This window comes from Luteibacter sp. 3190 (assembly GCF_031456385.1).
Lineage (GTDB): Bacteria > Pseudomonadota > Gammaproteobacteria > Xanthomonadales > Rhodanobacteraceae > Luteibacter.
This window is the reverse complement of the sequence record NZ_JAVDUO010000002.1, coordinates 276,578-300,760: the sequence shown is the minus strand read 5'-3', so window position 1 is coordinate 300,760 and position 24,183 is coordinate 276,578. Positions and strand designations below refer to the sequence as shown.

The window sequence follows — 24,183 nt, the reverse complement described above, 5'->3', positions numbered from 1 at the left end:
CAATGACGCACCGCAGCATCGGGCGGTATAATGGCACCCATGTCGCTCCCACCCCTCGTCCCCCAGCGTGGCCGGCGTTTCGCCGTCACCGCGCGGATCCTGTCCGCGGTCGTCTTCTCGTTCGTCTGTTACCTCTGCATCGGCGTTCCGCTCGCGGTGCTCCCGGGCTTCGCGCACCACGACCTCGGTTACTCGACGATCGTGGCGGGGCTCGCGGTCAGCGCGCAGTATCTTGCGACGCTGCTCAGCCGGCCGCACGCGGGACGCATGGCGGACGCGATGGGGCCGAAGCGCACCGTCGTCGCCGGACTCGTCGTGCTGGCGCTCTCCGGCCTGTTCCTCGCGCTCGCCGCGCTCGTGCCCGGCACGCCCGCGCTCTCGCTGGCGCTCATCCTGATCAGCCGCCTCGGGCTTGGCTTCGCGGAGAGCTGGGTCAGCACCGGATCGATCACGTGGGGCATCGGTGGCATCGGCGGCGAACACACGGCGCGCGTCATCTCGTGGAACGGCATCGCGACGTACGGTGGCATCGCCGTGGGCGCGCCGCTCGGCGTCACGCTCGCGCGCGACCACGGTTTCATCGCGTTGGGCGTCCTCACGTTCCTGCTGGGGCTTGTCGCGCTTCCGTTCGCCCTGTGGAAAGCGCGCGTCGCCCCGTCGCACGGCGAGCGGCTGCCGTTCCGCAGCGTGTTCGTGCGCGTCATGCCCTATGGCGCAGGCCTCGCGCTCGGTTCCATCGGCTTCGGCACCCTGTCCACGTTCGTCGCGTTGTACTACGCGAGTCGCGGCTGGTCGGACGCGGCGCTGTCGCTCTCGGTGTTCGGCGCGTGCTTCATCGGCATCCGCCTGGTCTTCGGCAACGCCATCGACCGCTTCGGCGGCTACCGCGTGGCGATCGTCTCGCTCTTCGTCGAATGCCTCGGGCTGCTGTTGCTCTGGCTGGGTCACACGCCGTCCCTGGCGCTGGCGGGCGCGGCGCTCACCGGCGCCGGCTTCGCGTTGGTGTTCCCCGCGCTGGGCGTCGAGGCCGTCGGCCGCGTCAGCACCCACAACCGCGGCGCCGCGCTGGGTGCGTACTCCGTGTTCCTCGATGTCGCGCTCGGCCTCACCGGTCCGATCGGCGGCTGGGTCGCCGGCGCGTGGGACTACCCGGCGATCTTCCTGCTGGCCGGGTTCGCGGCCCTGGCGGCGGTGCTGCTCTCCGTCTCGCTCTACCTGCGCTACGGCCGCGACGGCAACGCTACGCCGGCCCGCGCACGGGCATAATGCAGCCTGATCCCGGACGAGTCCTCACATGCCATACGATCGCAGCTGGATGGGCTACGGCATCGTCGGTGCCCTGCAGGCGGGCGCGATCGCGCTCGCGGTCGGCATCGTCGTCTACGGCCTGCTGCACCGGCTCAATCGCGGCAACGGCTGGAGCCACGGCAAGGAACTGGCGGTGGCGTTCGCCCTCTCGGTCGTCCTCGCGGCCGGGCAGGACATGTGGAACCTCTTCTACTTCAACATGGCGCCGCTGCAGTCGCTCACGCTGCTGAAGCTGAAGCTCGCCGCCGTGCACGACCCCGATGCCATCGGCCTCCGCGTGTTCTTCGAGTGGCTCGGGGCGCTCGTCGGCGTCGGCCTCGGCTGGGTGATGTTCTCGGGTGACCTCAAGAAACTGATCGCGGGTATCCGGCACTCCTGATCGGGACGGGCGTCGCCTCGTCACCGCGTGTGCGCGAACATCCACTCCCAGAGATCCGGCGTCGCATACGCCTTCTCCCACGAGCCGTGATTGACGCCCGGGAATTCCGTGTACTTCACCTGTGCACCGCGCTTCACCAGCGCCGCGTTCATCCGGCGCGACTGCTCCGTCGGCACGACGTCGTCGTCGCCGCCGTGGAAGATCCAGACCGGCAGGTCGCCGACCTTCTTCGCGACCCACGCGAAGGGATCCTGGCCTTTCGGTACGCCGTGCACGAACAGGTCGCGCCCGTCGCGCAGCGGTTGCACGCCGCCGCAGATGATCGCCGCGGCGGCGAAGGTGCCGGGGTGGTCGACGGCGAGCTGCCACGAGCCGTAGCCACCCATCGAGAGGCCGGTGAGGTAGAGGCGCTTCGGATCGCCATGGAATTCCGCGACGCTCTTCCGGAGGGCGGCCATCGCCATGTCGGCATCGGCCTTGTCCGTCCACTCCGTGTCGTCGGGTGCCTGCGGGATCACGACCACGGCCGGGAAATCCATGTGCTTTTCCAGCCACGGCGGAAGGCCTTGCGAGAGCTGCTTGCGGTTGTCGCCGCCGCGCTCGCCGCTTCCATGCAGGAACAGTACGACCGCCGGTGGCCCCTTGGCGTCGGCGGGCACGAAGACCTGGTAGCGGTAGGTCTTGCCATGGACGTCCACGCTGCGCTCGACGAATCGGGCGGGGTCGGCCGCGGCGGCCGTGGCGACCATGGCGGTGAGGGCGGCAAGGATACGGAGCATGGCGGGATATCCAGGAGGCGGAAGGCCCAGTCAAGCCGAGTAACGGCCGTATCGCAAGCCGGTCGTCAGAGGATCGGGTCGAACAGCCGCGCCACGTGCAGCGCCACGCGGTGGAAATACGACAGGCGGCGGTAGTCGTTGGGATTCACCTCGTCCGCGTTCGCGAAGTCGCGTTCGAGCATGGCTTCGACCTGGGTCGCGAACGGCACGTCGACGTTCAGCGCGGCGATCTCGAAGTTGAGGCGGAAACTGCGGTTGTCGAGGTTCATGCTGCCGACGACCGCGGTGTCGTCGTCGATCAGCATCACTTTCTGGTGCACGAAGCCGGGCTGGTAGCGGAACATGCGGATGCCCGCCAGCGTGGCCTCGTGCGCGTAGAGCGACGACGCCATGAACACCGTCCGGTGATCCGGCCGGCAGGGAATGAGGATGCGCACGTCGACGCCGCGGTGGACGGCCAGGCGCAGCGCGCTGAACACCGCCTGGTCGGGAACGAAGTAGGGCGTCGTGATCCACACGCGGCGCGTGGCCGATCCGATGGCCTGGGTGAAGAACAGCGAGCAGCTTTCCTGGCGGTCGGCGGGTCCGGTCGCGACGATCATCGTCTCCGCGCGGCCGCAGCGCTCGGGTGGCGGCGACGACGGCGGTCGCTCGCCGGTCACCCAGTACCAGTCCTCGGCGAACACGCGCTGCAGGTCGGCGACGGCGGGCCCTTCGATCTCCATGTGGGTGTCGCGCCAGGGCGACAGGGGCGGCTTCGCGCCGAGGTATTCGTCGCCCGCGTTGAGTCCGCCGACGAAGCCCCGCTCGCCGTCGACGACGAGCACCTTGCGGTGGTTGCGGAAGTTGAGCTGGAAGCGATTGCGCCAGCGCCGCGTGGCGAAGCGATGGACGTGCACGCCGCCCGTCCGCAGGCTCTCGACGTAGCTGTCCGGCAACGCGTGGCTGCCGATGCTGTCGTAGAGGAGGCAGACGTCGACGCCGGCTGCGGCGCGCTCCAGCAGCGCGTCGCGCAGGCGGCGGCCGAGCACGTCGTCGTGGATGATGAAGAACTGCACCAGCACGTAGCGATCGGCGCGCGCGATCGCGGCGAACATCGCCTCGAAGGCGGCCTCGCCGTCGATGTGCAGCGCGAGCGCGTTGCCGCCGTGCATCGCGGTCTTGAGCATGCGCCCGATCGCGTCGTAACGGATGTCGCCGGCCTGCGTGGGCGCGGCGAGCATGCCGGGCCGGCCCGGATGCCCGGCCTCCTCGTGCAGCAGGAAGAACCGGGCTTGCCGTTGCCGGTGCAGGTCGACGTAACCGCTGAAGTGGCTGGATCCGAGGAAGAGGTAGGGGACGAGCGTCACGTACGGGAGCAGCACGAGGCCCAGCACCCAGGCGAACGCGCCCTGCGCGGTCCTCGTGTGCATCACGGCGTGCATGGCGGCGAACACGCCCGCGACATGAAGCGAAAGGGCGGCGACGGCAATCAGGCTCGCGAACATGCGGGCACGGCCTCCACTTTCGAATCCACGGCAACAGTCTTTGGCGCTGGCAGGTGTTTCTGCATGGGGGCCCGGGCAGGAGAATGCACGTTATCGCTTTCCATCGAGCCTAACCTATGAACGTTTCCTCGTCCCGTCTGCCCCTGCTTGCCCTGGCGGTGGCGGCCTTCGCGATCGGCACCACCGAATTCGTGATCATGGGCCTCCTGCCCGAAGTGGCCGCCGACCTTCGGGTGACCATCCCGGCCGCCGGCATGCTCGTCTCCGGCTACGCGCTCGGCGTCGCGGTGGGCGCGCCGCTGCTCGCCGCCCTCACCGCGAAGCTCGAGCGCAAGCGCGCCCTGTTGTTGCTCATGGGCCTGTTCATCGTGGGCAACCTGCTCTGCGCCATCGCGCCGAGCTACGACGTGCTGATGGTCGCCCGCGTGGTCGCGGCGTTCTGCCATGGCTCGTTCTTCGGCATCGGTGCGGTCGTGGCCGCCCACCTCGTTCCCGTGAACCAGCGCGCGCGTGCGATCGCCCTCATGTTCGCCGGGCTGACGCTGGCCAACGTGCTCGGCGTCCCCTTCGGCACGTTCCTCGGCCAATACGCCGGCTGGCGCGCGACCTTCTGGGCCGTGACGGTGCTGGGCATCGTCGCCGCGTTCGCGGTCGCGCGCTTCGTGCCGGCCCTGCCGAACCTCAAGGCCCCGCACATGGGGCGCGAACTGCGCGTGCTGCGCGAGCCGCAAGTGCTGATCGCGCTGGGCATGACGGTGCTCGGCTTCGGCGGCGTCTTCACCGTGTTCACCTACATCGCGCCGATCCTGCAGGAACAGTCGCACATCAGCCCGCACTGGACGGGCGCCGTGCTCGTGCTGTTCGGCCTCGGCACGACGATCGGCAACATCCTCGGCGGCCGCCTGGCCGACTGGAAGCTGATGCCGTCGCTGGCCGGCATCCTCGTCGCGCTGACGCTGCTGCTGGTGCTGTTCGCGTGGACGATGCATTCGACGGTGGCGTCGATCGTGACGGTCTTCGTCTGGGGCATCGCCGCCTTCGCCACGGTGGCGCCGTTGCAGTCGCGCGTGGTCCATGTCGCCGGGGACGCGCCGAACCTCGCCTCCACGCTCAACATCGCCGCGTTCAACCTCGGTAACGCCGGCGGCGCATGGCTGGGCGGCGCGGTGTTGGCCGCCGGCTACGCGATGCCCGTCGTGAGCCTGGCCGGCGCGGCGGTCACGGTCGCCGGGCTGCTTGCTACGATGGCAAGCGTCGCGCTCGAGCGTCGGGCCACGCCCGCCGTCGCCGGTTGCGCCTGATCCCCTCGGAGACCGATCGAACATGAAAGCCGTCATCTATCGCCAGCCGCTGCCCGCGGACGATCCGCGCAGCCTCGTCGACGCCGAACTGCCCGAGCCGCTGCCGGGCCCGCGCGACCTGCTCGTCAAGGTCGACGCGGTGTCCGTGAATCCGATCGACACGAAGCGGCGTCGCAACGCCGACCCGAAAGGCGTCGACACCGTATTGGGCTGGGACGTGGCCGGTACCGTGGTGGCCGTCGGCGCGGAGGTGACGCGGTTCAAGGCCAGCGACGCGGTCTGGTATGCCGGGGAACTCGAGCGGCCGGGGGGCGACAGTGAGCGGCATGCCGTCGACGAGCGCCTCGTCGGCCGCAAGCCGTCGACGTTGACGATGGCGGAGGCGGCGGCGCTTCCGCTCACCGCGATCACGGCCTGGGAACTGATGTTCGAGCGCATGGGCATCCCGCACGGTACGCAGGGCAGGCCGGCGACGCTGCTGGTCGTCGGGGCGGCCGGTGGCGTCGGTTCCATCGCCGTCCAGCTCGCGCGGCGGCTCACGGGCCTCACCGTCATCGGCACCGCGTCGCGCCCGGAGACTCGCGCATGGGTGGAAGCGATGGGGGCGCACCACGTCGTGGACCACGCGAAGCCGCTGGTGGAACAGGTGAAGGCGGTCGCGCCGGCCGGCGTCGACTACGTGCTGTCGCTCACGCACACGACCGAGCACTTCGCCGCGCTCGTCGAGCTGCTCAAGCCCTTCGGGAAGATCGGCCTGATCGACGATCCGGCCGAGGCGCCGGACATCCGCCTGCTCAAGCGCAAGAGTCTCTCGCTGCACTGGGAGCTGATGTACACGCGGTCGCTCTTCCACACCGACGACATGGGCGAGCAGGGCCGCATCCTCGACGAGGTGGCGAACCTGGTCGACGCCGGCGCCATCCGCACGACGATGCGCGAGAACCTCGGAATCATCGACGCCGCCAACCTGCGTCGCGCGCACCAGCTGCTCGAAAGCGGCCGGACGATCGGCAAGGTGGTGCTGGAAGGCTTCGCCTGACGACGGGAAGCGGCGCTGGAATCAGCGCCGCTTGTCGGTTGAGAGCAGCAGGTTGGCGAGCGCCTGCGCCTGCTTGCGGATTTCCGGAATCGCGGTGGATTCCCACAACGTGCCGCGAAGCAGGCTGCCGATCGCGAACACGTTGGCGCGCGGCTTGCCGGACGCGTCGTGCAGCCGCCCGTCCGTCTCGGCCATGAGGCCCAGGCCTTCGGCCTCCGGCGCCACGTGCCCGCCGAGAACGAGCTGCCGGATCAACGGATGTTCCGTGCGCTGCGTGTCCGTGTTCAGTCCCACGGTCTGGATGACCACATCGTAGGACTGCACGACGTCGCCACCACCGGGCACGCCGCGCGTGACGTCGAGGACGCCGTCCGGCGTGAGATGCACCGAGCGCATGCGGCCACGGTCGCGCGTGAGGCGGCCTGCCTTTTCCAGCGACGCGATCTTCGCCGCGACCTGCGGCGGCATCCGGTGGCGCGCGCGCTCCCACGCCCAGCGCGCATGGCGCAGGAAGCGGGCGCGCTCGCCGCGCGGAAGGTCGCGCCACAGCGCCTGCGTGTGCGGTCGCAGGCCGTCGATCACGGTGCGCCAGTCGTCGGCGTGTGCCGTGGCATCGCGCAGGCGGCGCAACCAGGCGCGCACGTTCGGATCGTCGCGCATCGCATCGACGAGTTCGCCGCCGTCGTCGGCCGGCGCGGAGGCGGCGGCGAGATGCGGCTCGGGAAGTTTGCCGTGGCGCGAAAGCGCGTCGAAACGCGCGTTCGGCCAGCGCCTGGAGAGTTCGAGCAGCACGTCGACGGCGGTGAGGCCGAGGCCGATCACCAACACGCGCAACGGACGGTCGTCGTCGACGGCGCCGGCGAGGAACGGCCACGGATCCACCACGTAGCGGCCACTCGCGATCGCGGCGTCCTCCACGCCCGGCAGCGGGCGCGGCGGCAGCGAGCCGATCGCGAGCACGGCCGCGTCGGCGCGCGCTTCGTTGTCGCCGTAGCCGATCGTCACGCCGTCGGAGGAGGGCACGAGCGACTCCGCGGACAACGGGAGGATGTTGATGTCGTGGCCGAGCGCGGGCGCGTTGCGGATCGCCTGCGCCACGCGGGACTGCAGGAAATCGCCGTACAGGCGACGCGGCAGGAAGTCGGATCCTTTGACCGACGGGTCGCGTTCCTGCGCGTATTCGAGGAATCCACCGGGCTTGCTCACGAACATGCCCATCGACGCCGCGCGGACGTTGAGCAGGTGCTCGCCCGAGGGCGTGCCGTAGGCGATGCCGCGCCCCGGCTCCGGGGCGCCCGCATACCAGTCGAGATGGAGCGGGGGCTTCGTGCCTCGCTCGAGGAGTTCGCTCACCAGCGTCGCCGCTGCCGCGCCACCGCCGATGATGGCGACCTTATGAAACATGCGTTGGTCCTTCGCCCTGGGCGTGGGGTGGAGGGCCGTGAGACCGTCAGGCCGTCAGGCGTCCCGCGATGATCGATTGCCGCGGTCGTGCGATCCAGTGTTCCGACGGACCGGGCTGCTCATACGCGAGGTACTGTGCCAGATCGCCACCGTACACGTGAAGCGTGAGCGCGGTCTCGTGCCGCGACAAATTGCGGCAGCGATGGGTATGCGATTCCGACGCGTCGAACCACGTGGCATCGCCCGGGCCCAGCCACGTGCGACCGGTGCTGCGCAGGCTGTGGTCGATATCGTCCTTTTCGAACGACTCGACTTCCAGCGCGCCCGCGATGGTGGCCTCGAGGCCCCAGAGTCCGCCGTGATCGTGCACCGGCGTCGAATAGCCCGGCGGCCACGCCATGACCAGCACGCTCACGGGCGGCCGCGAGCGTTCCGCGAGCATCCAGCGCTCGAATCCGCGGCGGCGTTCGCGCAGCGGCCCGAGCATCTCGGCCAATTCGGCCGTTCGCCCGTGCAGCACGCGACCTACCTCGCGCCCCATGGAGGCGAGGTCCGGGTGCGGGGCGTCCGATAGATCGAACGCGATGTCCCGCAAGGTCCTGATGATGGAAGTACGCTTACCCATGGAAGGGCGGCCCTGCTAATGACTCTACTGGCCGCGAGTGGACCATGGGGACCGTTAAGGCGCCGTAACCCCGGCCTCTTAAACCGTTTCGCGCGGAGCCGCATCCAAGCTGGCGACCGTCCCGGAGACGGTCACACCGGACCGGAGTACCTGACCATGATCGTCCTCACCTCGCTCGTCGTCCTCGCCATCGGCTTCTGGGTCGCGTTCGCGCTGCTCGGCGCGGTCCTGAAGCTGGCCTTCGGCATCATCGGTGGCATCTTCAGCATCGTTGGCGCCGTCCTCGGTGCCGTCATCGGCGGCGTGGCCATGCTCGCCATCGCACCCGTGGTGGTGCTGGCGCTCCTTCCCGTGTTGCTGCCTGTCGCCCTGCTCGCGATCGTCGTCTGGGCCATCGCCCGGGCCACGCGCAAACCCGACGTGGTGGTCGTGCCGCGCTGAGCCGCGGCACGACCGTTCCGGCGACCCGCGTTCAGATATCCCGCAAGTCGAAACTCACCGGGATCCGGGCCCACGCCTTGACCGCCTGGCCGTTCGCGGTCGCCGGCCGGAACCGCCATGCCGCGAGCACCTGGTCGCGGGCCGCCTTGTCGAGCACCGCGTGTCCGCTGCTCGTTTCGATCAGCACGTCCAGGGGCTTGCCCGTCTCGTCCACCAGCACGCGTAGCGTGACCGTGCCCTGCATGCGCGAGGCCTTCGCGATGCGCGGATACGCGGGTGCGGGCGCGGCGACGTAAGCCAGCGTCGCCTCGACCGGCGCGGTGGGCTGGCTGGCCGGGGCGATCGTCACGGGCGTGACCGGCGGCGCGGGCGTCGTGCCTTCATCGGTCGTCGCGGCCGGTGACACCGGTGGCGGTGCGTCGACGGCCCTGGGCTGTGCCCGGGCGGGCGCCCGTTTCACCGGCAGCGGCTTCAGGTCGATGGGAGGCGGCGGCACGACGACGGGCTCGACCGGATGATCGATGAGGCGGATGGTCGGCGCCGGCGGTGGATCGAGCGACAGCGTGGCCACCATCGGGCGCATGACGGCGATGAGGGCGGCGGCGTTGAGGGCGATCGCCGCGCTCATCGCGACGATGCGGACGGTATCCGGATGGACTCCGGCGGGGGACTGCGGACGAGCGAACGACATGGGCCACCTCCTGCAACGTGGGGGAAGGTGATGCGCGGTCGGGAACACGGCCGGTGGGGCCGGCGGGGATCGTGTTCGGGTCCGGTTGCAGATTAGGCGGCGGTCGCGGGAACTTGCAATAGGGCCGTATGGACGGCCAGACGGTCAGTGCGCGACGAGCATCGGCACGTCGGACTGCATGAAGAGGAATCGCGTGGTCCCGCCCAGCACCATTTCGGAGAGCCGCGACCGGCCCCAGGCGCCCATGACGATGAGGTCCGCGTTTTCGGCATGCGCGATGTCGAGCAGCGCCGGCCCCGGGGAGGCGCGCGACGCCTCGTCGAGACGTCGCACCTCGGCCTTCACGCCGTGGGTATCGAGCCAGCCGCAGATGTTGGTATCGGGCAGCGCGCAGGTACCGATGTCCTCGTCGACGCTGCCGTCGATCACGGTGACCCGCGAGGCCTTGCGCAGCATCGGCAGCGACGAGCGAACGGCGAGCGCCGACTCGCGGCTTCCGCTCCAGGCCACGAGGACGTGCTCGCCCAGCGTGTCGACCGTCGCCGCCTCCGGCACCACCAGCACGCCGCGGCTCGACGCGAAGACCGTGCGGGACACCACGCCGAAACCCACGGGTGCGTCGCCGCGCATGGTCGACGAGCGCTCCATCACCACGAGATCGTAGCCCGCCGATGCGTGCGCGAGCAGCGTCACGGTGTCGCCGTTGCCGACGCGCCAGTTGCCGCGAAGGCCGCGCGAGGCGAGCAGTTCCGCCCAGTCGCCGGCGACGGCTCTGGCATCCGTCGATCGCTGGCGCACCGCATCGAGCTGCATCGGCACCGCCTCGGGAACGGTGAAGGCCGCGGCCGGCAGGTCGACGACATGCATCGCGTCGAGGCGTGCGCCGAGGCGCGACGCCATGGCGAGCGCGGCGCGAAGGCCCGCGCCCTGGGGCGGCAGACGGCCGATGTGCACGAGCAGTTCGAGTGTCATGGGTCCATGGAACAACGTCGGCGTGCCGCGGTCAATGTGTCGCCGCACCGGTTCGGTTACCCTCGACCGGTCCCCGTACCCGAATTCCGGAGCAGTCATGGTCATCGACAGCACGCAGCCGCGTTATCCCCTGGGCGAAGAAGTCGCCAGCAGCGTCATCCACGGGATCGGCCTCGTGCTCAGCATCGCGGGCCTGGCGGTACTCGTCGCGTTTTCGGCGATGTACGGCGGCGCGCGCGCGGTGGTGGCGAGCTCCGTCTTCGGCACCACGCTCATCCTGCTGTACACGGCGTCGACGCTGTACCACTCGATTCCCGGCGTCATGGCGAAACGCGTCCTCCGGACGCTCGATCACATCGCCATCTTCCTGCTCATCGCCGGCACGTATACGCCGTTCACGTTGCTCGCGCTGCCGGGCGCGTGGGGCTGGGGCCTGTTCGCGACGATCTGGACGCTCGCGATCGTCGGCAGCGCGGCCGAGCTCGGCCTGCTCAAGCGCTATCGCAAGGCGGCCGTGGCGATGTACGTGGCGATGGGCTGGGTGGCCGTGGTGGCCATCGAGCCGTTGCGCGACAACGTGCCCACGGGCGGCCTGCTCCTGCTGTTCGGCGGCGGCGTGGCGTACACCGCGGGCGTGCCGTTCTACATGGCGCGACGCCTGCCGTACCACCACGCGATCTGGCACTTCTTCGTGCTCGCGGGCAGCGTGCTGCATTACCTCGCGGTGTTGCTCTACGTGATTCCCGGCGCGCAGGGCGCCTGACATCGCCGATACGATCGGCTCCCACCTTCGCCAGGGTGGGAGCCGGCCGCATCCGTGACCCGCGCCTGATCAGCGCGCCGAGATCTTCTTCTCCTGCTCCGGCACGAACCGCGTACGCACCGCTTCCGCCAGCAGGTCGGGCGGCAGCAGGCCCTGGCTGATCAGGAAATCGTTGAACGCCTTGCGGTCGAACTTCGGACCGAGCTTCGTCTGCGTCTCGGCGCGCAGCTGCAGGATGCGCAGGTAGCCGTAGAAATACGCGGTGGCCTGGCCCGGCGAGTTCAGGGTGTAACGGTCGAGCTCCTGGCGCGCCATCGGCTCGGACAGCCCGACGTCGTGCACGAGGATGTCGTGCGCGCGATCGCGGGTGATCATGCCGAGATTGAGCATGGGATCGAGGAACGCGCGGGCCGCGCGCAGCAGGCGGAACTGCAGCGCGATGAACTGGCCCGCGGGCGGCTCGTACGGAACCATTTCGGCCTCCGCGTAGAGTGCCCACCCTTCGACGTTCACGCTGTTGAAGGCGAACAGGCTGCGCGTGAGCGAGACGCCTTGCTCCACCATCGCGGCGAACTGTAGCTCATGGCCCGGTCGGCCTTCGTGCGCGGTGAGCGTCCATGCGGCGGCCTCGAAGGTGAAGTCGTCGTACGTCTGCGTCTTGTCGCCATCCGCGGGCGGGTTGCCCGTGGTCAGCACGAAGGTGCCGCGCTGGCCCGTGTTGCCGATGAACGGCGGCGGGTCCATGTGCGGGGCCGGCGTGCGCGCGTTCTCCGCTTCCGAGGCCAGGCGCATCGCCATCTTGCGCTTCGGCAGTTCCACGACACGCTGCTTGCGGATGATGTCCTCGATCCTGACGATCACCTCGTGGTACGTCGGTTCGACCTTGTCCTTCGCCAGCTGCTTCTTCTTCAGCGCCTTCAGGACGTCGCGGTAGTCGCCGTCCGGGAGGCCTTCGGCCTTCGCGACCACCGGGGCGAGCATCTGCAGCGCGTAGGTCGTCTCCATGAACTCGAGTTCGGCGCGATCGATCAGGTCGCGCGGCGCGATGTCGAGGCCGACCTGTTCGAGGTTGTACGCGTACATCGGTTCCGGGAGGCGGAAGTCGGTGCGCGCGCGCGGCAGCACGGTCTTCTTCACCCAGGCGTTGTAATCCTTCAGTTGCTGGTCGAGCTTCGCCATCGCCTCGTCGGCGCCGGCGATCTTGTGCTCGGCGAACAGCTTGCGAATGCCGTCGACGTAGCGCTGCGTGTTGCCGAGCTTCTGCTCGACGTCCGCCTTGACCGGGCCGAGGAGGCTCTTGTCGTCGAGCTTTTCCGTCGTGCGCGCACGTGCCTGATCGACCAGGGGCGTGCAGCCCGCGGTCATGCCCACGTAGCACTTGAGGCGCCCGAGGGCCGCTTTGTTCTGTTCCGGCGTGCTTTCGGCGTTGAGCAGCGAGAACTCGCCGCCGAAGACGATCTCGCCGGCGTCGTACCAGGGCAGCAGGTACTTCGCGTTGAGATCGATGCCCTTGATGCTGCCGTCGATCTGCTTGAGCAGGATCTGAAGATCCTGCTTCACGTTCGGATCCTTTTCTTCGGCGAGACGCTTGTTCACCGTCTCGCGCACCTGCACGAGCGCGGCGCGCTGGCGCTTGTCGGTGTCGGGGCCGAGGTCGGCCGTCTTCTCGTCGTACCCCTTCACGCCGATCTCGGTGGCGGATTCCGGGCTGAACTTCGCGGTCATGTCGAGCAGCGGCTGCGCGTCGGCATTGCTGCGTGCGATCCAGGCGGGCTGCGCGGCGGTCTGCGCGTGGAGGCTGCCCACCGCGAGCGTCACGGCGGCGGCGAGGGCGATTCGTCGGAACATGCGTGTCTCCCCATATGGTCAGGCGAGACTAGCGGGTGAGGGCGCTCCCGCCAATGTGACCAATGGTCGGGTCAGGCGAACAGCAGCGCGAGCCCCGCCATGCCGATCATCAGGAACGAGATCACGACCTTGGCGAGGATGCCCACGAGCATGCCGATCCACGTGCTGACGCCGACGTGCGCCGATCGCAGCACGCTCTCGCCCGACCACAACTCGCCCGCCACGGCGCCGGCGAAAGGCCCGATGACGAGGCCCGGGATGCCGAAGAACATGCCGATCACGGTGCCGACGCCCGCGCCCCAAAGTGCGCGCGGACTCGCGCCGATCTTCTTGGCGCCGATGGAGGCCGAAACGAAATCGAGCGCGATGCCGGCCGCGGCGACGATGCCGATCGCGACGAGCCAGGCCCAGCCGAGGTGGCGGTATTCGTCGACGGCGGCGGCGAGCCAGATGCCGCCGAAGATCATGGGGATGCCCGGCAGCACCGGCAGGATCGCGCCCGCCAAGCCGCCGACGATCAGCGCGGCCGAGAGCAGGTAGAGGAAGAACTCCATCAGTGGAACGCCTCGCGGTATTCCGGCTTCAGGAACGACGCGAAGGCCTCGCTCGGTACGTCGATCGCCTGGGGACCCGCGGCATACGACGCCACCTGGTACGGCGGAAAGATGAAGGTGAGGCCGTGCACCTTGTTGTCCGGGCCCGTGAGCAGGCTGAACACCCGGTAGTGGCCCTTGCCGGGTTCGGTACCCAGGTCGATCTGCTCGCTGTCGGAAGCCAGCGGCGTGTCCTGGTCGTCGAGCGCGGTGAAGAGCTGGCGCCGCGCCTCGGCCGCGAAGGCGCTTTCGGCGGCATGCGGATCGGCGAACAGCTCGCCGATGCCGACCACGCGCCCTTGTTCCATGTCGTAGGTGAAGCTGTCGACGATGGGCGCGGGATGGGCACCGCCCGTGAAGGCCGACCCGTCGACCTGCACGTTGATGAAGCGGTCCGTGCGCGAGGCCACCGCGATGTCCAGGTTGAGGTCCCAGGGCAGTTCGCGCGCCCTCGCGCGGGCGGCGGGCGTGCCGAGACTGGCCAGGAAGTCGCGCTTCTGCCGTTCCACGTAGCGGTCGATCAGGTCGCGCAACGGCGCCGCGCGCGGCGGGAGTTCGGGCAGCGACAGTTCCATCGTGTAGAGGCCATCGTCGCCGGATTCGGTATCCTTGGCGGCGCTCGCCCGTGCCGGCGGCGGCTTGTCCCCGTCGTTCGCGCGGTCGGCGCCATCGCGGCAGGCGACGAGCCCGGCCGTGGCGAAGACCAGCGACAGGATGTGTCGCACCAGCATCTTGCGTTATCTCCCTGCGAGAACGGGCATCTTAGCCTTTCCCGTCGCGGAGGGCGCGTCAACGAACCGAAGGAAAGGCGTGCATAACGCGATGACGGAATCCGTCACCCTGCTCAAGGCCGACGAACTCGGGCGCATCGAACGCGTCGAGCGCGACGGCGTGCTGCTGATCCGCCGCGACATCGCCGCCGCCCGCTGGTGGGCGCGCTGGTTCGCGCGCCGTGCCGCCGCGCGCGAGGCGCGGGCGCTGTCCCGGCTCGACGGTCTCGACGGCGTGCCTCGCCTGCTCGCCTGGGACGGTCGCGTGCTCGAGCGCAGCTACATGGCCGGTCAGCCGATGCAGGTCGGCAAACCGCTCGACGAGGCCTATTACAGGGATGCCCTGCGGCTGCTCGCACGGCTCCATCGGCGCGGCATCGTGCACAACGATCTCGCCAAGGAACCCAACTGGCTGGTGCGCGAGGACGGCTCGCCGGGCCTCGTCGATTTCCAGATCGCCTGGACGCGCGGACGGCGCGGCACGCTGTTCCGCCTGCTGGCGCGCGAGGACCTCCGCCATCTGCTCAAGCACAAGCGGACGTACGCGCCGGAGGCCCTGTCGTCGCGGCAGCGCGCGATCCTCGCCCGTCCGGCGCCGCATTCGCGGCTGTGGCGGGCGACGGGAAAGCGCCTGTACAAGCTGATCGCGCGACGGATCTTCGGCTACTGGGACAACGAAGGGCAGGGCCGCGTCCGCAAGGAGTGAGGCGGTTACTTCTCGACGAACGCCCGCTCGATCACGTAATCGCCCGGCTCGCGCGTGCGCGGCGACGCTTCGAAGCCCTCGCCGTCCAGCAGGACGCAGATGTCTTCCAGCATCGACGGGCTGCCGCAGAGCATCACGCGGTCCTCGGCCGGATTCAGCTGCGGCAGGCCCGTCGCCCGTGCCAGTTCGCCGTCGGCGATGGCGTCGGTGATGCGGCCGCGGTTGCGGAACGGCTCGCGCGTCACCGTGGGGTAGTAGATGAGCTTCTCGCGCACCAGGTCGCCCAGGTATTCGTGCTTCGGCAGCTCGTTCTCGATGTAGTCGGAATACGCGAGGTCGTCCACGTGGCGGACGCCGTGCGCGAGGACGATCCGGTCGAAGCGCTCGTAGGTGTCCGGGTCGCGGATGATCGACAGGAAAGGCGCGAGTCCCGTGCCGGTACCGAACAGGTACAGGCGCTTGCCCGGCTTCAGGTCGTTGAGCACCAGCGTGCCGGTCGGCTTGCGGCTGACGATGACGGGATCGCCCGGCTTCAGGTGCTGCAGGCGCGAGGTGAGCGGGCCGTCCTGCACCTTGATGCTGAAGAATTCCAGGTGCTCTTCGTAATGGGCGCTCGCGATCGAGTACGCGCGCATCAGCGGGCGCCCGTCGACTTCGAGGCCGATCATCACGAAATGCCCGCTCTCGAAGCGGAAACCCGGGTCGCGCGTGGTGCGGAAGCTGAAAAGGCTGTCGTTCCAGTGGTGCACGTCGATGACGTGCTCGGTCGCCAATGCCACCATGGTCTTATCTAACCTCGAAACAATAAGGGACGTGCCGCGAGCGCCGTGCGCGGGCGGATGCCATGGCTGGGGAAGCGGCCGCCGGCCGCGCTGCCTCGCGCAAGCGCCGGACCCCGGAGGGCGCGCTCATGGGCGCAAGTTTAAGCCATATCGTCCCGGGACGTCCGGCAGGCGCCCGCCGGCCCCGGCTGCACTAAGATGCGGGGCCTTGTGAAGCGGGAGGAAGCACCGGTGAAACCCGATTATGCCGTGGGACAGTCCTGGACCTATCGCACCCGCCCGGGCGAGGAGGCGTCGCGCGTCGCCATTCGCCGGATCGAGCGCGAACCCGAGGACGGCGAGGTTTTCCATGTCTCGATCCTCGGCGTGAAGCTGCGCAACCACCGCGTGCCGGGCGGCCTGCAGCCGGCGATGAATCACGCCGCCGTCTCGCGCGGCACCCTGGACGCGAGCCTGCTGGCCCACGACGGCGATGCCGACGGCGACGAAAGCTGGAAGGACGGCTACGCCGTCTGGCGCCAGGCGTACGACAACGGCGATGCCGGCATCTTCGAGATCCCGATCCAGGAGATCCTGGGCTACATCGAGATGGTCGTCGCCGCCTCGGGCGAGGTTCGCTAGGACACCGGGCAAAAAAAAGAGCGCCCGGTCCCCGTAAACCGGCTGGGGAGGAGCCGGCTTACGGAGAGGGGCGCAAGTGTCACACAGGGATCTTCAGATCAGCGTCGGTTCTCAGAAGTCGTAGCTGACGGCCAGGCGCGCGTAACGCGGGTCCTGGGTGATGAGCGGTACGCGATAGATCGGGTGCGGCGTGCCGCGCGACTCGTACTGGGTCGGGTAGCGGAACGTCGCGCGCTGCTGGTTGAGCACGTTGAACACGTTCGCGGAGAACGCGAGCTTCGAGCCCGCCCATTCCGGACGGTACGTCACGCCGAGATCCAGCTGGAACGTCCACGGCAGGCGACCCTTGTCGCCCGGCGGCGAACGCTTGCCGTCGCACCAGTGGTAGGAGCTGTTGTAGTGCGCGGGATCCTGCTGGTCGGGGCCGAAGTATCCGAGGCACACTTCCGGGGCGCCAGAGATGGCCTGGAGGTTGCCGGATACCTGCCACTCGGGCGCGAACTGCCAATAGCCGTATGCCTTGAACACATGCGTGTGGTCGTTGCCCAGCGGACCATTGGCGCCGTCCATCACGTAACGGTTGTCCCAATCCACGCTGCCTGCGGCGCCCGACTGGCGGGTATCGGTACGCGCCTGGCCTTCGGTGTTGCCGTACGAACGCGAGAACACGTAGTCGAACTTGCCGTACCAGGTGCCGTCGAACTGGTGCTCGGCGTAGAACTCGGCGCTGTAGTACTTGCGCTTCGTCCGGGGCATGCCCATTTCTTCGCGGCTCAGCGGCACGACGAACGGGTTGCCCGCCTGGTCGATCAGCGTGAACTTGTTCGAATGGCCGCCGTTGACGAGGTAGCAGCTGTTCGTGGAACCGACCGTATAGCCCAGCGCCGTGGCCTTGTTCGTCACGACGTCGAGGTCGCAGAAGTCGTCGATGACCGCATTGAGCTTGCGCTGGGTCAGCTTGACGCCGTAGGTCCAGTTCTCGTTCCACGACTTGTCGAAACCGACGATGTACTCGTCCTGGTTCTCCGACTTCAGGTCCTTCGCGGCGACCGTGCGCGGGTCGGGCGGGATGCCGTAGGAGTTGTTGCCCGATACCACGTTGCTGAACTGCGTGAGGCCCGTCGGCGTGCCGTCCACCGGGTTGATGCCGGAGTACGTGAAGTACTGCTGCGTCGCGGTGTAACCCGCGGCGGCGCCCGTGGCCGGGTTCAGCGGCAGGCCGAGGTAGTAACGGCCCGCGTTGGCGTAGACCTTGAAGCTGCCGTCGCCATTCACGTCCCACGAGGCGCCGAGGCGTGGTGCCCACTGCGGACGCGTCTGCTTGATGAACGGCTGGCTGAACTGGTTGTAGTCGGTGAACTGGTCGTTACGCAGACCCACGGAGAGCAGCACGCGATCGTTGATCTGCCACTTGTCCTCGATGTACTGCGCCTTCTGGTCGGCGCGCACGTTGACGAGGTTGCTCACGACGCTGCGCTGTACCCAGTAGCCCTGCTGGCCGTTGGGGAAGGCGCCCGGCGCCGGGACGAAGTTGCGTCCCGGGGTATCGTCGATCGGCTCGTTCGGATCCGCCGACAGACCGTAGCTCCAGGTATAGCCCGGACCCGGGCTGGCGTCGCCGAAGTCGAGGACGCGCGAGCGCACGTTGTCGATACCGGCGGACAGCGTGTGGTCTCCGGCGACGTACTGCACGTCGAAGCGCAGGTTGGTCGACTTGTTGCCACGGCCCGGCGAGCTGATGTTGCCGACCTGGCTGTTCTGGATCGGGGTGCCGCCGTTGAGCGCCGGGTTCTGGCGAACCGGGTTGTCGACGCGGACGAGATCCGGATCGTAGTTGGTTGGCTGCTCGTAGTTCTTGGTCGACATCTTGCCGTAGGTGGCGCTCACGGTCAGGTCGTCGGTGATGTAGCTGGTGTACTTGCCGATCCACAGATCGCCGCCGGTCTTGGTGTCGTTCACGTCACCGAGGCGGACCGTGCGGGAGAGGTCGCGGTAGTTGTAGCCGTAGCGCGTCCCCGAACCCTCGCGCTTGTCGCCGACGCTGGTCACCTCGAGGATGTTGCTGTCGTTGATGTTCCAGTCGAGCTTGGCGTACCAGCGCGGATTCTCGTACGTGTTCGTCGAGGCGGGCGTGCTGCTGCCGACGGAGTTGACGTTACGCGCGCCCGATTTTTCGAACTCGCCCGCCAGGAAGAAGAACAGCTTGTCTTTGATCAGCGGGCCGCCCGCGTAGGCGCTGACCGTGGTCGTCCATTTGTCGTTCTGGCTCTTCGGCTGGTACAGGTCGCCGGCCGGGGCGGACGCGGGAGTGTTCGCGTAATGTAGGTTCGGACCGGAGGCGCGGGCCCAGTTCGGCTCCCAGATGATCTGGGCGCCGTAATGCCACTGGTTGGTGCCGCGCTTGCCGACCTGGCTGATCACGCCGCCGTCGGAACGCCCGTACTGGGCGCTGTAACCGCCCGTATAGACTTCCTGCTGGTCGATCGCGCCATACGGCAGCTGCAGGCCGCCGAGCGCATTGAGCGGGTCGGTGGTGTTGAAGCCGTTGATGTAATACGCGTTTTCGTTCGCCGCGGCGCCGCCGAAGCTGACGACCGACTTGCCGGTGTCGCTGGTGAAGCCGCCGCCGTTGTTGACCACGCCCGGCGCGAGGCGCGCGATGGCTTCGGCGGAACGGCCCAGCGGCATGCGTGCGAGCTGCTCGGAGGTGATGACGGTACGGGAGTCGACCGCGGTGACGTCGATGCTGGGAAGCGCGGTGCCGGTGACCGTCACGCCTTCAAGGCTTTCCGCGTTGCCGGCTGCGGCCGGTGCGGCGAACGACACGTCGGTGCTCGCGCCGACGCGCAGGGTGACGTTCTTGCGCGAATCGACGGGTGCGCCGTCGCGCATCAGGGTGACGCTGTACGTGCCCAGCGGCAGCTGCGTCGCGCTGTAACGCCCGTTCGCGTCGACCCCGACCTCACGACGGAAACCCGTGCCGCTTTCGAGGACGATCGTCTGGTTGCCGCCGGCCGGCACGGTACCGTTGAGGCCGCCGGTAGTGGACTGCGCATACGCGCCTGAAACGCCGCCCAGGCAGGTACAGACCGCCAGTGCGAGTGCGCTCCTGCGAAGAAAATACTTGTTCATGCCTTCCCCGAAATGTAATGCCCCGAAATAACGACGAAGGTACGGGGCCGCGGCGCCGGACCCCCGTCCGGTAGCACACGATGGAGCCTCGATGCCCCCGCCCGCGCTCCATCGCCACACCATCCATTTATCACGATCCAAATGGATAAGACGAACGGTTTACAGCACGGGATCGCGGATGTCCAGCAGGACATTGCGTGTCGCGAACGGCCGTCCAGCCGTCCAAATGGCATGGCGCGTCGCAGCAGAAAACGATGTAACTATGGGTTTTTGTGGACTTTCGTGCATGGGCATGCGGCTGCCGAAAACGTGCATATCGTTGGCCACTCCGGTCGCAAAAATTTATGCCCCGCCGGGTTCGTGCGGACGCGATCTCAGGTCGGTTTAGATCGAGGCAAATGTCATGCCAACGGCCACCGCTACGTTTTCACGCCATCACCGGGCGTCGACCGCCGCTCCCGGAAAGTCGCCGCATGAAGATCGCGACGTACAACGTCAACGGCATCCGCTCGCGCCTGCCCCACCTGCTCGAATGGCTGGAACGCGAGGCGCCGGACATCGCCTGCCTCCAGGAACTGAAGGCGACCGACGCCGGCTTCCCCATCGACGCCATCCACGACGCGGGTTACGGCGCCCTGTGGGCCGGACAGTCGTCGTGGAACGGCGTGGCGATCCTGGCGAAGGGCGTCGATCCGGTGGAGAGCCGCCGCGGCCTGCCCGGCGATCCGAAAGACTCGCAGAGCCGATATCTCGAAGCCGCGGCCCATGGGGTGCTGGTAGGGTGCCTCTACCTGCCCAACGGCAATCCCTGGCCGGGACCGAAGTTCGACTACAAGCTCGCCTGGTTCGAGCGGCTGATCAAGCACGCGAAGGGTCTCATCGCGTCCGGCCACCCCGTGGTGCTCGCGGGTGACTACAACGTCGTGCCCACGGACGAGGACATCTACGATCCGAAGCACTGGCGTCGTGACGCGCTCCTGCAACCCGAAAGCCGCGACGCGTACGCGCGCCTGCTGGCGCAGGGCTGGACCGACGCCCTGCGCGCGAGGCATCCGGACGAGCGCATCTACACGTTCTGGGATTACTTCCGCCAGCACTGGCCGCGCAACCGCGGCCTGCGGATCGATCACCTGCTGCTCTCGCCCGACCTCGCCGCGCGCCTCGAGGACGCCGATGTGGATCGCTGGGTCCGCGACCAGCCCAAGGCCAGCGACCACGCCCCGACCTGGGTGCGCCTTGGCAAGGCGGCGGGTCGCCGGAAGGCCACGAAGAAAGCGGCGGTGGCGAAATCGCCGACCGCGGCGAAGAAATCCACCCGTGCCAGGAAGGCGTCCGGTTGATCCGCAGGGCAGGTGTCCCAACGGAGTAAACGTTTTCGGCACGAGTTCTTACTGCGACCGCACTTGCCAGCACGGGCAGAGTTCATAGACTAGGCGGGTATCGGGGGAGTCGGACCAGGCACGCATGAAGATCGATGGCGGTAGCGGCAAGCGCGCCGGGCCAGTGATGCTCAGCGACGTCGCCGAGCGTCTGCGCAACCCGCGCATCGACCGCATCGTGGCGAGCTTCCGCGAATACCACGTCTCGCTGATGCGCACCGTCATCCTCGGCTTCATCGTCGTGTGGAGCGCCGCGTGGCTGCATGGCCCCGTGAAGATGGCCGTCGAAGCGAACCGCGTCGTCCCGGTGGCCGTGTCGCTCTTCGTCCTCAGCACGTTCTGGATGCTCGGCGTCCGTGCGGGCTCGCTGAGGCAGAGCAGCGCGATCGACGCCGTCGGCAGCATCGCGAACTTCGCGATGGTCGCGGTGCTGCTCAAGGTCGGCTTCATGCTGGTCATCACGCTGACCGCCGTGCTGCCCTTCCTTTCGGTCGCGCTCGGCGTGCGCTACAGCCGCCGCGTGTTCATCGCGGGCGTGGTGGCGTCCGTGGGCGTGCTGCTCGTGGTCGCACCCGATGGCTACTGGATCGCGCGCCCGGCCTATGCGCTGTATGCGCTGGCGCTCGTGATCGTGCTGCCGATGACGCTCTACCGCGTGATGGACGCGCTGCGCGAAGTGTCGGCGGAAGCGATCGCCTCGCGCGAAGCGCAGCACCGCTTCATCTCGATGATGAGCCACGAGATGCGCACGCCGCTCAGCACGGTGATCCACTCGGCCTCGCTGATCGACACCTCGGCGATGTCCGACGACCAGCGGCGTCTGGTCGCGTTGCTCTCGACGAATGCGAACGCGCTGCTGCACCGGGTGAACGCCGTCCTCGACGTGGCATCGTTCGCGGGAGGAAGCTTCACGCTGCGCCACCAGCCTTTCGCGTTCGACGAAGTACTCGCCACCGTCGGCGCCGTGTGCCGCTCGTTCGCGGCGGAGAAGCGCGTCGCTTTCAGCCTGGCGCGCGACGCGACCGTCGATGGCATCTTCGCCGGCGATCCGGGACGCATCGAGCAGGTGCTGTCGAACCTCGCCTCGAACGCGGTGAAGTTCACGCCGCCCGGCGGCGCGGTCGACGTGCGCATCGAACTGCTCGCGGGCATCGGTGGCCGGGATCCGACGATCGTCTGCACGGTCACCGACACCGGCATCGGCATCCCCGACGACGACAAGCAGCGCATCTTCGATCCGTTCCACCAGCTCAGCGCCGGCGAGGGACGGCGCCAGGAAGGCGTGGGGCTGGGCCTCTACATCGTGCGCAACGTGTCCGAGCAGATGGGCGGCACGCTGGAGGTCACGGACAACCCGATGGGCGGCTCCGTGTTCACCTGGCGCTTCTCGCTTCCCCACGCAGCGCCCGGTGCGCGCAGCGTCGCGGATACGCCGCTCGTGGAACTGCTGGACGATCATCGCGGGCGCGTCGCGTCGCAGCGTTGCCTCGTCGTCGACGACAACGCGGCCAATCGCGAGATCGTCGGACGCATCCTCGAACGCGCCGGCCACGTCGCGGTGTTCAGCGCGAGCGGCGACGAAGCCCTCGCCCGTCTGGCCGACGAACGTTTCGACATCATCTTCATGGACCTGCACATGCCCGGCAGCTCGGGCTGGGACGTGCTGGGCCGCATCGAGGGCGCGCGGCGCATCGGGGCCGTGCCGCCGATCGTGATGCTGAGCGCGGATTCGAGCCACGATGCGGTGCGCATCGCCTTCCGCGCCGGTGCGCGTGCCTACCTGACCAAGCCCATCGCCGCGCAGCGGCTGCTCGACGTCATCGAGTCGGTCGCCGACGAGCGCCGCCTCGACCATGCCGCGCGACGCTGGCAGGGGAATGCCGAGGCGGGCGACGAGCGGGACGCGAAGACGCCGCTGGACGACATGCGCGCCCTGACGAGCCCCGCGGAATTCGTCGGCTTCGTCGACTTGTGCGCGCGTACGGCCGACGACTACCTCGCCAGCCTGCGCGCCTCGGCCCTGGCGCACGACGTGGCGGTCGCGTCGGAATCGCTGCATTCGCTGCGCAACGTGCTCGGCAACCTCGGCGTTCCCGGCGCAGCGCACGTCTGCGACGACATCGGCGTGCTCATCGAGGCTGGCGGCGACATGCGCGCCGCGGTGCCTGAAGTGGACGCGCTCACGCGTTCCGTGCGCCGGTTCGTCGAAAGCCAGCGCGAAGTCACCCGGTCCGCCGTCGACGCATGACGGCACGCACGGAACTCGACGGTCTCGCCACGCGCATCGCCACCGGCGAGCTCGCCGTTCCGGGTCTGAAGCCCGACAACGAGGCGAGGATCGTTTTCCGGGGCGCGGCGCCGCACGAACGCCGCCCCTTGTCGGTGGTGTACCTGCACGGGTTCACGGCGAGCCAGGCGGAAGGCGCGCCGGCGCATCGCGCCATCGCGGACGCCTGCGACGCGCATCTCTTCCTCAACCGGCTGACGGGACACGGCAGCGCCCTTCCGGACGCGATGGCGGGCATCACGCCCGAGCGCTGGCGTGCCGATGCCGACGCGGCGCTCGACATCGGACTCGCGCTGGGCGAGCGCGTCGTGCTGGTCGCGACGTCCATGGGTGCGTCGCTGGCGCTCGACGTCGCCGCGCGGCGGCCGGAGGCGGTCGCCGCCGTCGTGGCGTGGTCGCCCGGCATCCGCGTGCACGACGCGGCGCAGCTGCGCGCGGCCGTGCTCCTCGAAGGTCCCGTCGAACCACCGGGCGAGCGCTCGCCGTTCCAGCGCCGCTACTGGTCCAGCATCGTCCATTCCGACGCCTATCGGGCGATCGCACGGCTGTTCCTCGAATGGATGCGGCCCGAGCACCTCGCGGCCGTGACGTGTCCCGTGTTCTTCGGCGTCTGGGACGGCGGTGAAGGCGACCGCGACACGCTGACTTCCGTGGCCGCCATGCGCGACGCGTTCGGCTGGCTCGGCACGGCGGCGGATCGCCGTCGGCTGGTGGCCTACGACCACGCCGCCCACGTACTCGCCTCGCCCGAGCGCTCGCCGGCCGCCGGTCGTGTCCTCGCCGATTCGCTGGCGTTCCTCCGCGACATGGGCATCGCCGCGCGCGAAGCGCCCTGAGGCGGCGACGGACGACCCTTGCGCGCGCTATCTTTGCGCT

General features: G+C 68.7%; 22 protein-coding genes. 11 read left to right on the top strand and 11 right to left on the bottom strand.

Annotation, left to right across the window (positions count from 1 at the left end; genetic code table 11):
* Positions 1–39 precede the first annotated feature (39 nt).
* The gene (locus J2X58_RS11320; protein WP_090056642.1) at positions 40–1,266 is read left to right on the top strand and encodes an MFS transporter; all 1,227 of its coding nucleotides are present in this window, start codon (positions 40–42) and stop codon (positions 1,264–1,266) included.
* Between the two features lie 28 nt (positions 1,267–1,294).
* On the top strand, positions 1,295–1,687 hold the full coding sequence (locus tag J2X58_RS11315) for a hypothetical protein (protein ID WP_090180423.1): 393 nt from the start codon (positions 1,295–1,297) through the stop codon (positions 1,685–1,687).
* Between the two features lie 20 nt (positions 1,688–1,707).
* Here J2X58_RS11315 and J2X58_RS11310 read toward each other — a convergent pair whose 3' ends face one another.
* Both J2X58_RS11310 and cls read right to left on the bottom strand, forming a co-directional pair.
* The gene (locus tag J2X58_RS11310) at positions 1,708–2,466 is read right to left on the bottom strand and encodes a prolyl oligopeptidase family serine peptidase (RefSeq protein ID WP_310048282.1); all 759 of its coding nucleotides are present in this window, start codon (positions 2,464–2,466) and stop codon (positions 1,708–1,710) included.
* 65 nt (positions 2,467–2,531) lie between these two features.
* Positions 2,532–3,953 carry a cardiolipin synthase gene (gene cls, locus J2X58_RS11305; protein ID WP_310048280.1) on the bottom strand — a complete coding sequence of 474 codons (1,422 nt, stop codon included), beginning with the start codon at positions 3,951–3,953 and terminating at the stop codon, positions 2,532–2,534.
* Positions 3,954–4,069: 116 nt separating this feature from the next.
* Here cls and J2X58_RS11300 point away from each other — a divergent pair, with 116 nt between their 5' ends.
* Positions 4,070–5,254, top strand: coding sequence for an MFS transporter (locus J2X58_RS11300; protein ID WP_310048278.1), 1,185 nt, complete (start codon positions 4,070–4,072; stop codon positions 5,252–5,254).
* Between the two features lie 22 nt (positions 5,255–5,276).
* Complete coding sequence (locus J2X58_RS11295) at positions 5,277–6,293, top strand: zinc-binding alcohol dehydrogenase family protein (protein ID WP_310048275.1); 1,017 nt, start codon at positions 5,277–5,279, stop codon at positions 6,291–6,293.
* Positions 6,294–6,314: 21 nt separating this feature from the next.
* Here the strand turns inward: J2X58_RS11295 and J2X58_RS11290 are convergent, their stop codons facing one another.
* Together J2X58_RS11290 and J2X58_RS11285 are read right to left on the bottom strand one after the other, a co-directional pair.
* Complete coding sequence (locus tag J2X58_RS11290) at positions 6,315–7,697, bottom strand: FAD/NAD(P)-binding protein (protein ID WP_310048274.1); 1,383 nt, start codon at positions 7,695–7,697, stop codon at positions 6,315–6,317.
* Positions 7,698–7,743: 46 nt separating this feature from the next.
* Complete coding sequence (locus tag J2X58_RS11285) at positions 7,744–8,322, bottom strand: cysteine dioxygenase family protein (RefSeq protein ID WP_310048271.1); 579 nt, start codon at positions 8,320–8,322, stop codon at positions 7,744–7,746.
* A 156-nt stretch (positions 8,323–8,478) separates the two neighbouring features.
* Here J2X58_RS11285 and J2X58_RS11280 point away from each other — a divergent pair, with 156 nt between their 5' ends.
* Positions 8,479–8,763: a hypothetical protein gene (locus J2X58_RS11280; protein ID WP_310048267.1), complete on the top strand. Its 285-nt coding sequence runs from the start codon at positions 8,479–8,481 to the stop codon at positions 8,761–8,763.
* 31 nt (positions 8,764–8,794) lie between these two features.
* Here the strand turns inward: J2X58_RS11280 and J2X58_RS11275 are convergent, their stop codons facing one another.
* Positions 8,795–9,454: an energy transducer TonB gene (locus J2X58_RS11275; RefSeq protein WP_310048264.1), complete on the bottom strand. Its 660-nt coding sequence runs from the start codon at positions 9,452–9,454 to the stop codon at positions 8,795–8,797.
* A 144-nt stretch (positions 9,455–9,598) separates the two neighbouring features.
* Positions 9,599–10,426: a universal stress protein gene (locus tag J2X58_RS11270; protein ID WP_175472863.1), complete on the bottom strand. Its 828-nt coding sequence runs from the start codon at positions 10,424–10,426 to the stop codon at positions 9,599–9,601.
* Between the two features lie 97 nt (positions 10,427–10,523).
* Between J2X58_RS11270 and J2X58_RS11265 the strand changes: the two genes are divergently transcribed.
* Entirely contained in the window at positions 10,524–11,189 is a 666-nt protein-coding gene (locus J2X58_RS11265) for a hemolysin III family protein (RefSeq protein WP_310048261.1), read from the top strand.
* 69 nt (positions 11,190–11,258) lie between these two features.
* Here the strand turns inward: J2X58_RS11265 and J2X58_RS11260 are convergent, their stop codons facing one another.
* The 3 genes from J2X58_RS11260 to J2X58_RS11250 all read right to left on the bottom strand — a co-directional run bounded on the left by J2X58_RS11260 (position 11,259) and on the right by J2X58_RS11250 (position 14,361).
* Entirely contained in the window at positions 11,259–13,037 is a 1,779-nt protein-coding gene (locus J2X58_RS11260) for a DUF885 domain-containing protein (RefSeq protein ID WP_310048259.1), read from the bottom strand.
* A gap of 71 nt (positions 13,038–13,108) precedes the next feature.
* Positions 13,109–13,591 (bottom strand): DUF456 domain-containing protein, encoded by a 483-nt coding sequence (locus J2X58_RS11255; RefSeq protein WP_310048258.1) that lies wholly within the window; start codon positions 13,589–13,591, stop codon positions 13,109–13,111.
* Entirely contained in the window at positions 13,591–14,361 is a 771-nt protein-coding gene (locus J2X58_RS11250; protein WP_310048257.1) for a DUF3298 domain-containing protein, read from the bottom strand. The genes J2X58_RS11255 and J2X58_RS11250 overlap by 1 nt, the downstream gene beginning before the upstream one ends.
* 91 nt (positions 14,362–14,452) lie before the next feature.
* Here J2X58_RS11250 and J2X58_RS11245 point away from each other — a divergent pair, with 91 nt between their 5' ends.
* Positions 14,453–15,106, top strand: coding sequence for a serine/threonine protein kinase (locus J2X58_RS11245; RefSeq protein WP_090056673.1), 654 nt, complete (start codon positions 14,453–14,455; stop codon positions 15,104–15,106).
* Between the two features lie 5 nt (positions 15,107–15,111).
* Here J2X58_RS11245 and J2X58_RS11240 read toward each other — a convergent pair whose 3' ends face one another.
* The gene (locus J2X58_RS11240) at positions 15,112–15,888 is read right to left on the bottom strand and encodes a ferredoxin--NADP reductase (RefSeq protein WP_090056675.1); all 777 of its coding nucleotides are present in this window, start codon (positions 15,886–15,888) and stop codon (positions 15,112–15,114) included.
* A 231-nt stretch (positions 15,889–16,119) separates the two neighbouring features.
* Between J2X58_RS11240 and J2X58_RS11235 the strand changes: the two genes are divergently transcribed.
* Complete coding sequence (locus J2X58_RS11235) at positions 16,120–16,509, top strand: hypothetical protein (protein WP_310048254.1); 390 nt, start codon at positions 16,120–16,122, stop codon at positions 16,507–16,509.
* Positions 16,510–16,620: 111 nt separating this feature from the next.
* Here J2X58_RS11235 and J2X58_RS11230 read toward each other — a convergent pair whose 3' ends face one another.
* Positions 16,621–19,641 (bottom strand): TonB-dependent receptor, encoded by a 3,021-nt coding sequence (locus J2X58_RS11230; protein ID WP_310048252.1) that lies wholly within the window; start codon positions 19,639–19,641, stop codon positions 16,621–16,623.
* A gap of 473 nt (positions 19,642–20,114) precedes the next feature.
* Between J2X58_RS11230 and xth the strand changes: the two genes are divergently transcribed.
* The 3 genes from xth to J2X58_RS11215 all read left to right on the top strand — a co-directional run bounded on the left by xth (position 20,115) and on the right by J2X58_RS11215 (position 24,143).
* A complete protein-coding gene (gene xth / locus J2X58_RS11225; protein ID WP_310048250.1) occupies positions 20,115–20,981 on the top strand; it encodes an exodeoxyribonuclease III in 867 nt (288 codons plus the stop codon).
* A 124-nt stretch (positions 20,982–21,105) separates the two neighbouring features.
* A complete protein-coding gene (locus tag J2X58_RS11220) occupies positions 21,106–23,268 on the top strand; it encodes an ATP-binding protein (RefSeq protein WP_090056684.1) in 2,163 nt (720 codons plus the stop codon).
* On the top strand, positions 23,265–24,143 hold the full coding sequence (locus J2X58_RS11215) for an alpha/beta fold hydrolase (protein ID WP_090056686.1): 879 nt from the start codon (positions 23,265–23,267) through the stop codon (positions 24,141–24,143). The genes J2X58_RS11220 and J2X58_RS11215 overlap by 4 nt, the downstream gene beginning before the upstream one ends.
* The last annotated feature ends 40 nt before the right edge of the window (positions 24,144–24,183 follow it).

What these genes read in the sequence shown, in the direction of transcription:
- J2X58_RS11320 (WP_090056642.1), top strand. Translation starts at nt 40, where the DNA reads ATGTCGCTCCCACCCCTCGTCCCCCAGCGTGGCCGGCGTTTCGCCGTC.
- J2X58_RS11315 (WP_090180423.1), top strand. Translation starts at nt 1,295, where the DNA reads ATGCCATACGATCGCAGCTGGATGGGCTACGGCATCGTCGGTGCCCTG.
- J2X58_RS11310 (WP_310048282.1), bottom strand. Translation starts at nt 2,466, where the DNA reads ATGCTCCGTATCCTTGCCGCCCTCACCGCCATGGTCGCCACGGCCGCC.
- cls (WP_310048280.1), bottom strand. Translation starts at nt 3,953, where the DNA reads ATGTTCGCGAGCCTGATTGCCGTCGCCGCCCTTTCGCTTCATGTCGCG.
- J2X58_RS11300 (WP_310048278.1), top strand. Translation starts at nt 4,070, where the DNA reads ATGAACGTTTCCTCGTCCCGTCTGCCCCTGCTTGCCCTGGCGGTGGCG.
- J2X58_RS11295 (WP_310048275.1), top strand. Translation starts at nt 5,277, where the DNA reads ATGAAAGCCGTCATCTATCGCCAGCCGCTGCCCGCGGACGATCCGCGC.
- J2X58_RS11290 (WP_310048274.1), bottom strand. Translation starts at nt 7,697, where the DNA reads ATGTTTCATAAGGTCGCCATCATCGGCGGTGGCGCGGCAGCGGCGACG.
- J2X58_RS11285 (WP_310048271.1), bottom strand. Translation starts at nt 8,322, where the DNA reads ATGGGTAAGCGTACTTCCATCATCAGGACCTTGCGGGACATCGCGTTC.
- J2X58_RS11280 (WP_310048267.1), top strand. Translation starts at nt 8,479, where the DNA reads ATGATCGTCCTCACCTCGCTCGTCGTCCTCGCCATCGGCTTCTGGGTC.
- J2X58_RS11275 (WP_310048264.1), bottom strand. Translation starts at nt 9,454, where the DNA reads ATGTCGTTCGCTCGTCCGCAGTCCCCCGCCGGAGTCCATCCGGATACC.
- J2X58_RS11270 (WP_175472863.1), bottom strand. Translation starts at nt 10,426, where the DNA reads ATGACACTCGAACTGCTCGTGCACATCGGCCGTCTGCCGCCCCAGGGC.
- J2X58_RS11265 (WP_310048261.1), top strand. Translation starts at nt 10,524, where the DNA reads ATGGTCATCGACAGCACGCAGCCGCGTTATCCCCTGGGCGAAGAAGTC.
- J2X58_RS11260 (WP_310048259.1), bottom strand. Translation starts at nt 13,037, where the DNA reads ATGTTCCGACGAATCGCCCTCGCCGCCGCCGTGACGCTCGCGGTGGGC.
- J2X58_RS11255 (WP_310048258.1), bottom strand. Translation starts at nt 13,591, where the DNA reads ATGGAGTTCTTCCTCTACCTGCTCTCGGCCGCGCTGATCGTCGGCGGC.
- J2X58_RS11250 (WP_310048257.1), bottom strand. Translation starts at nt 14,361, where the DNA reads ATGCTGGTGCGACACATCCTGTCGCTGGTCTTCGCCACGGCCGGGCTC.
- J2X58_RS11245 (WP_090056673.1), top strand. Translation starts at nt 14,453, where the DNA reads ATGACGGAATCCGTCACCCTGCTCAAGGCCGACGAACTCGGGCGCATC.
- J2X58_RS11240 (WP_090056675.1), bottom strand. Translation starts at nt 15,888, where the DNA reads ATGGTGGCATTGGCGACCGAGCACGTCATCGACGTGCACCACTGGAAC.
- J2X58_RS11230 (WP_310048252.1), bottom strand. Translation starts at nt 19,641, where the DNA reads ATGAACAAGTATTTTCTTCGCAGGAGCGCACTCGCACTGGCGGTCTGT.
- xth (WP_310048250.1), top strand. Translation starts at nt 20,115, where the DNA reads ATGAAGATCGCGACGTACAACGTCAACGGCATCCGCTCGCGCCTGCCC.
- J2X58_RS11220 (WP_090056684.1), top strand. Translation starts at nt 21,106, where the DNA reads ATGAAGATCGATGGCGGTAGCGGCAAGCGCGCCGGGCCAGTGATGCTC.
- J2X58_RS11215 (WP_090056686.1), top strand. Translation starts at nt 23,265, where the DNA reads ATGACGGCACGCACGGAACTCGACGGTCTCGCCACGCGCATCGCCACC.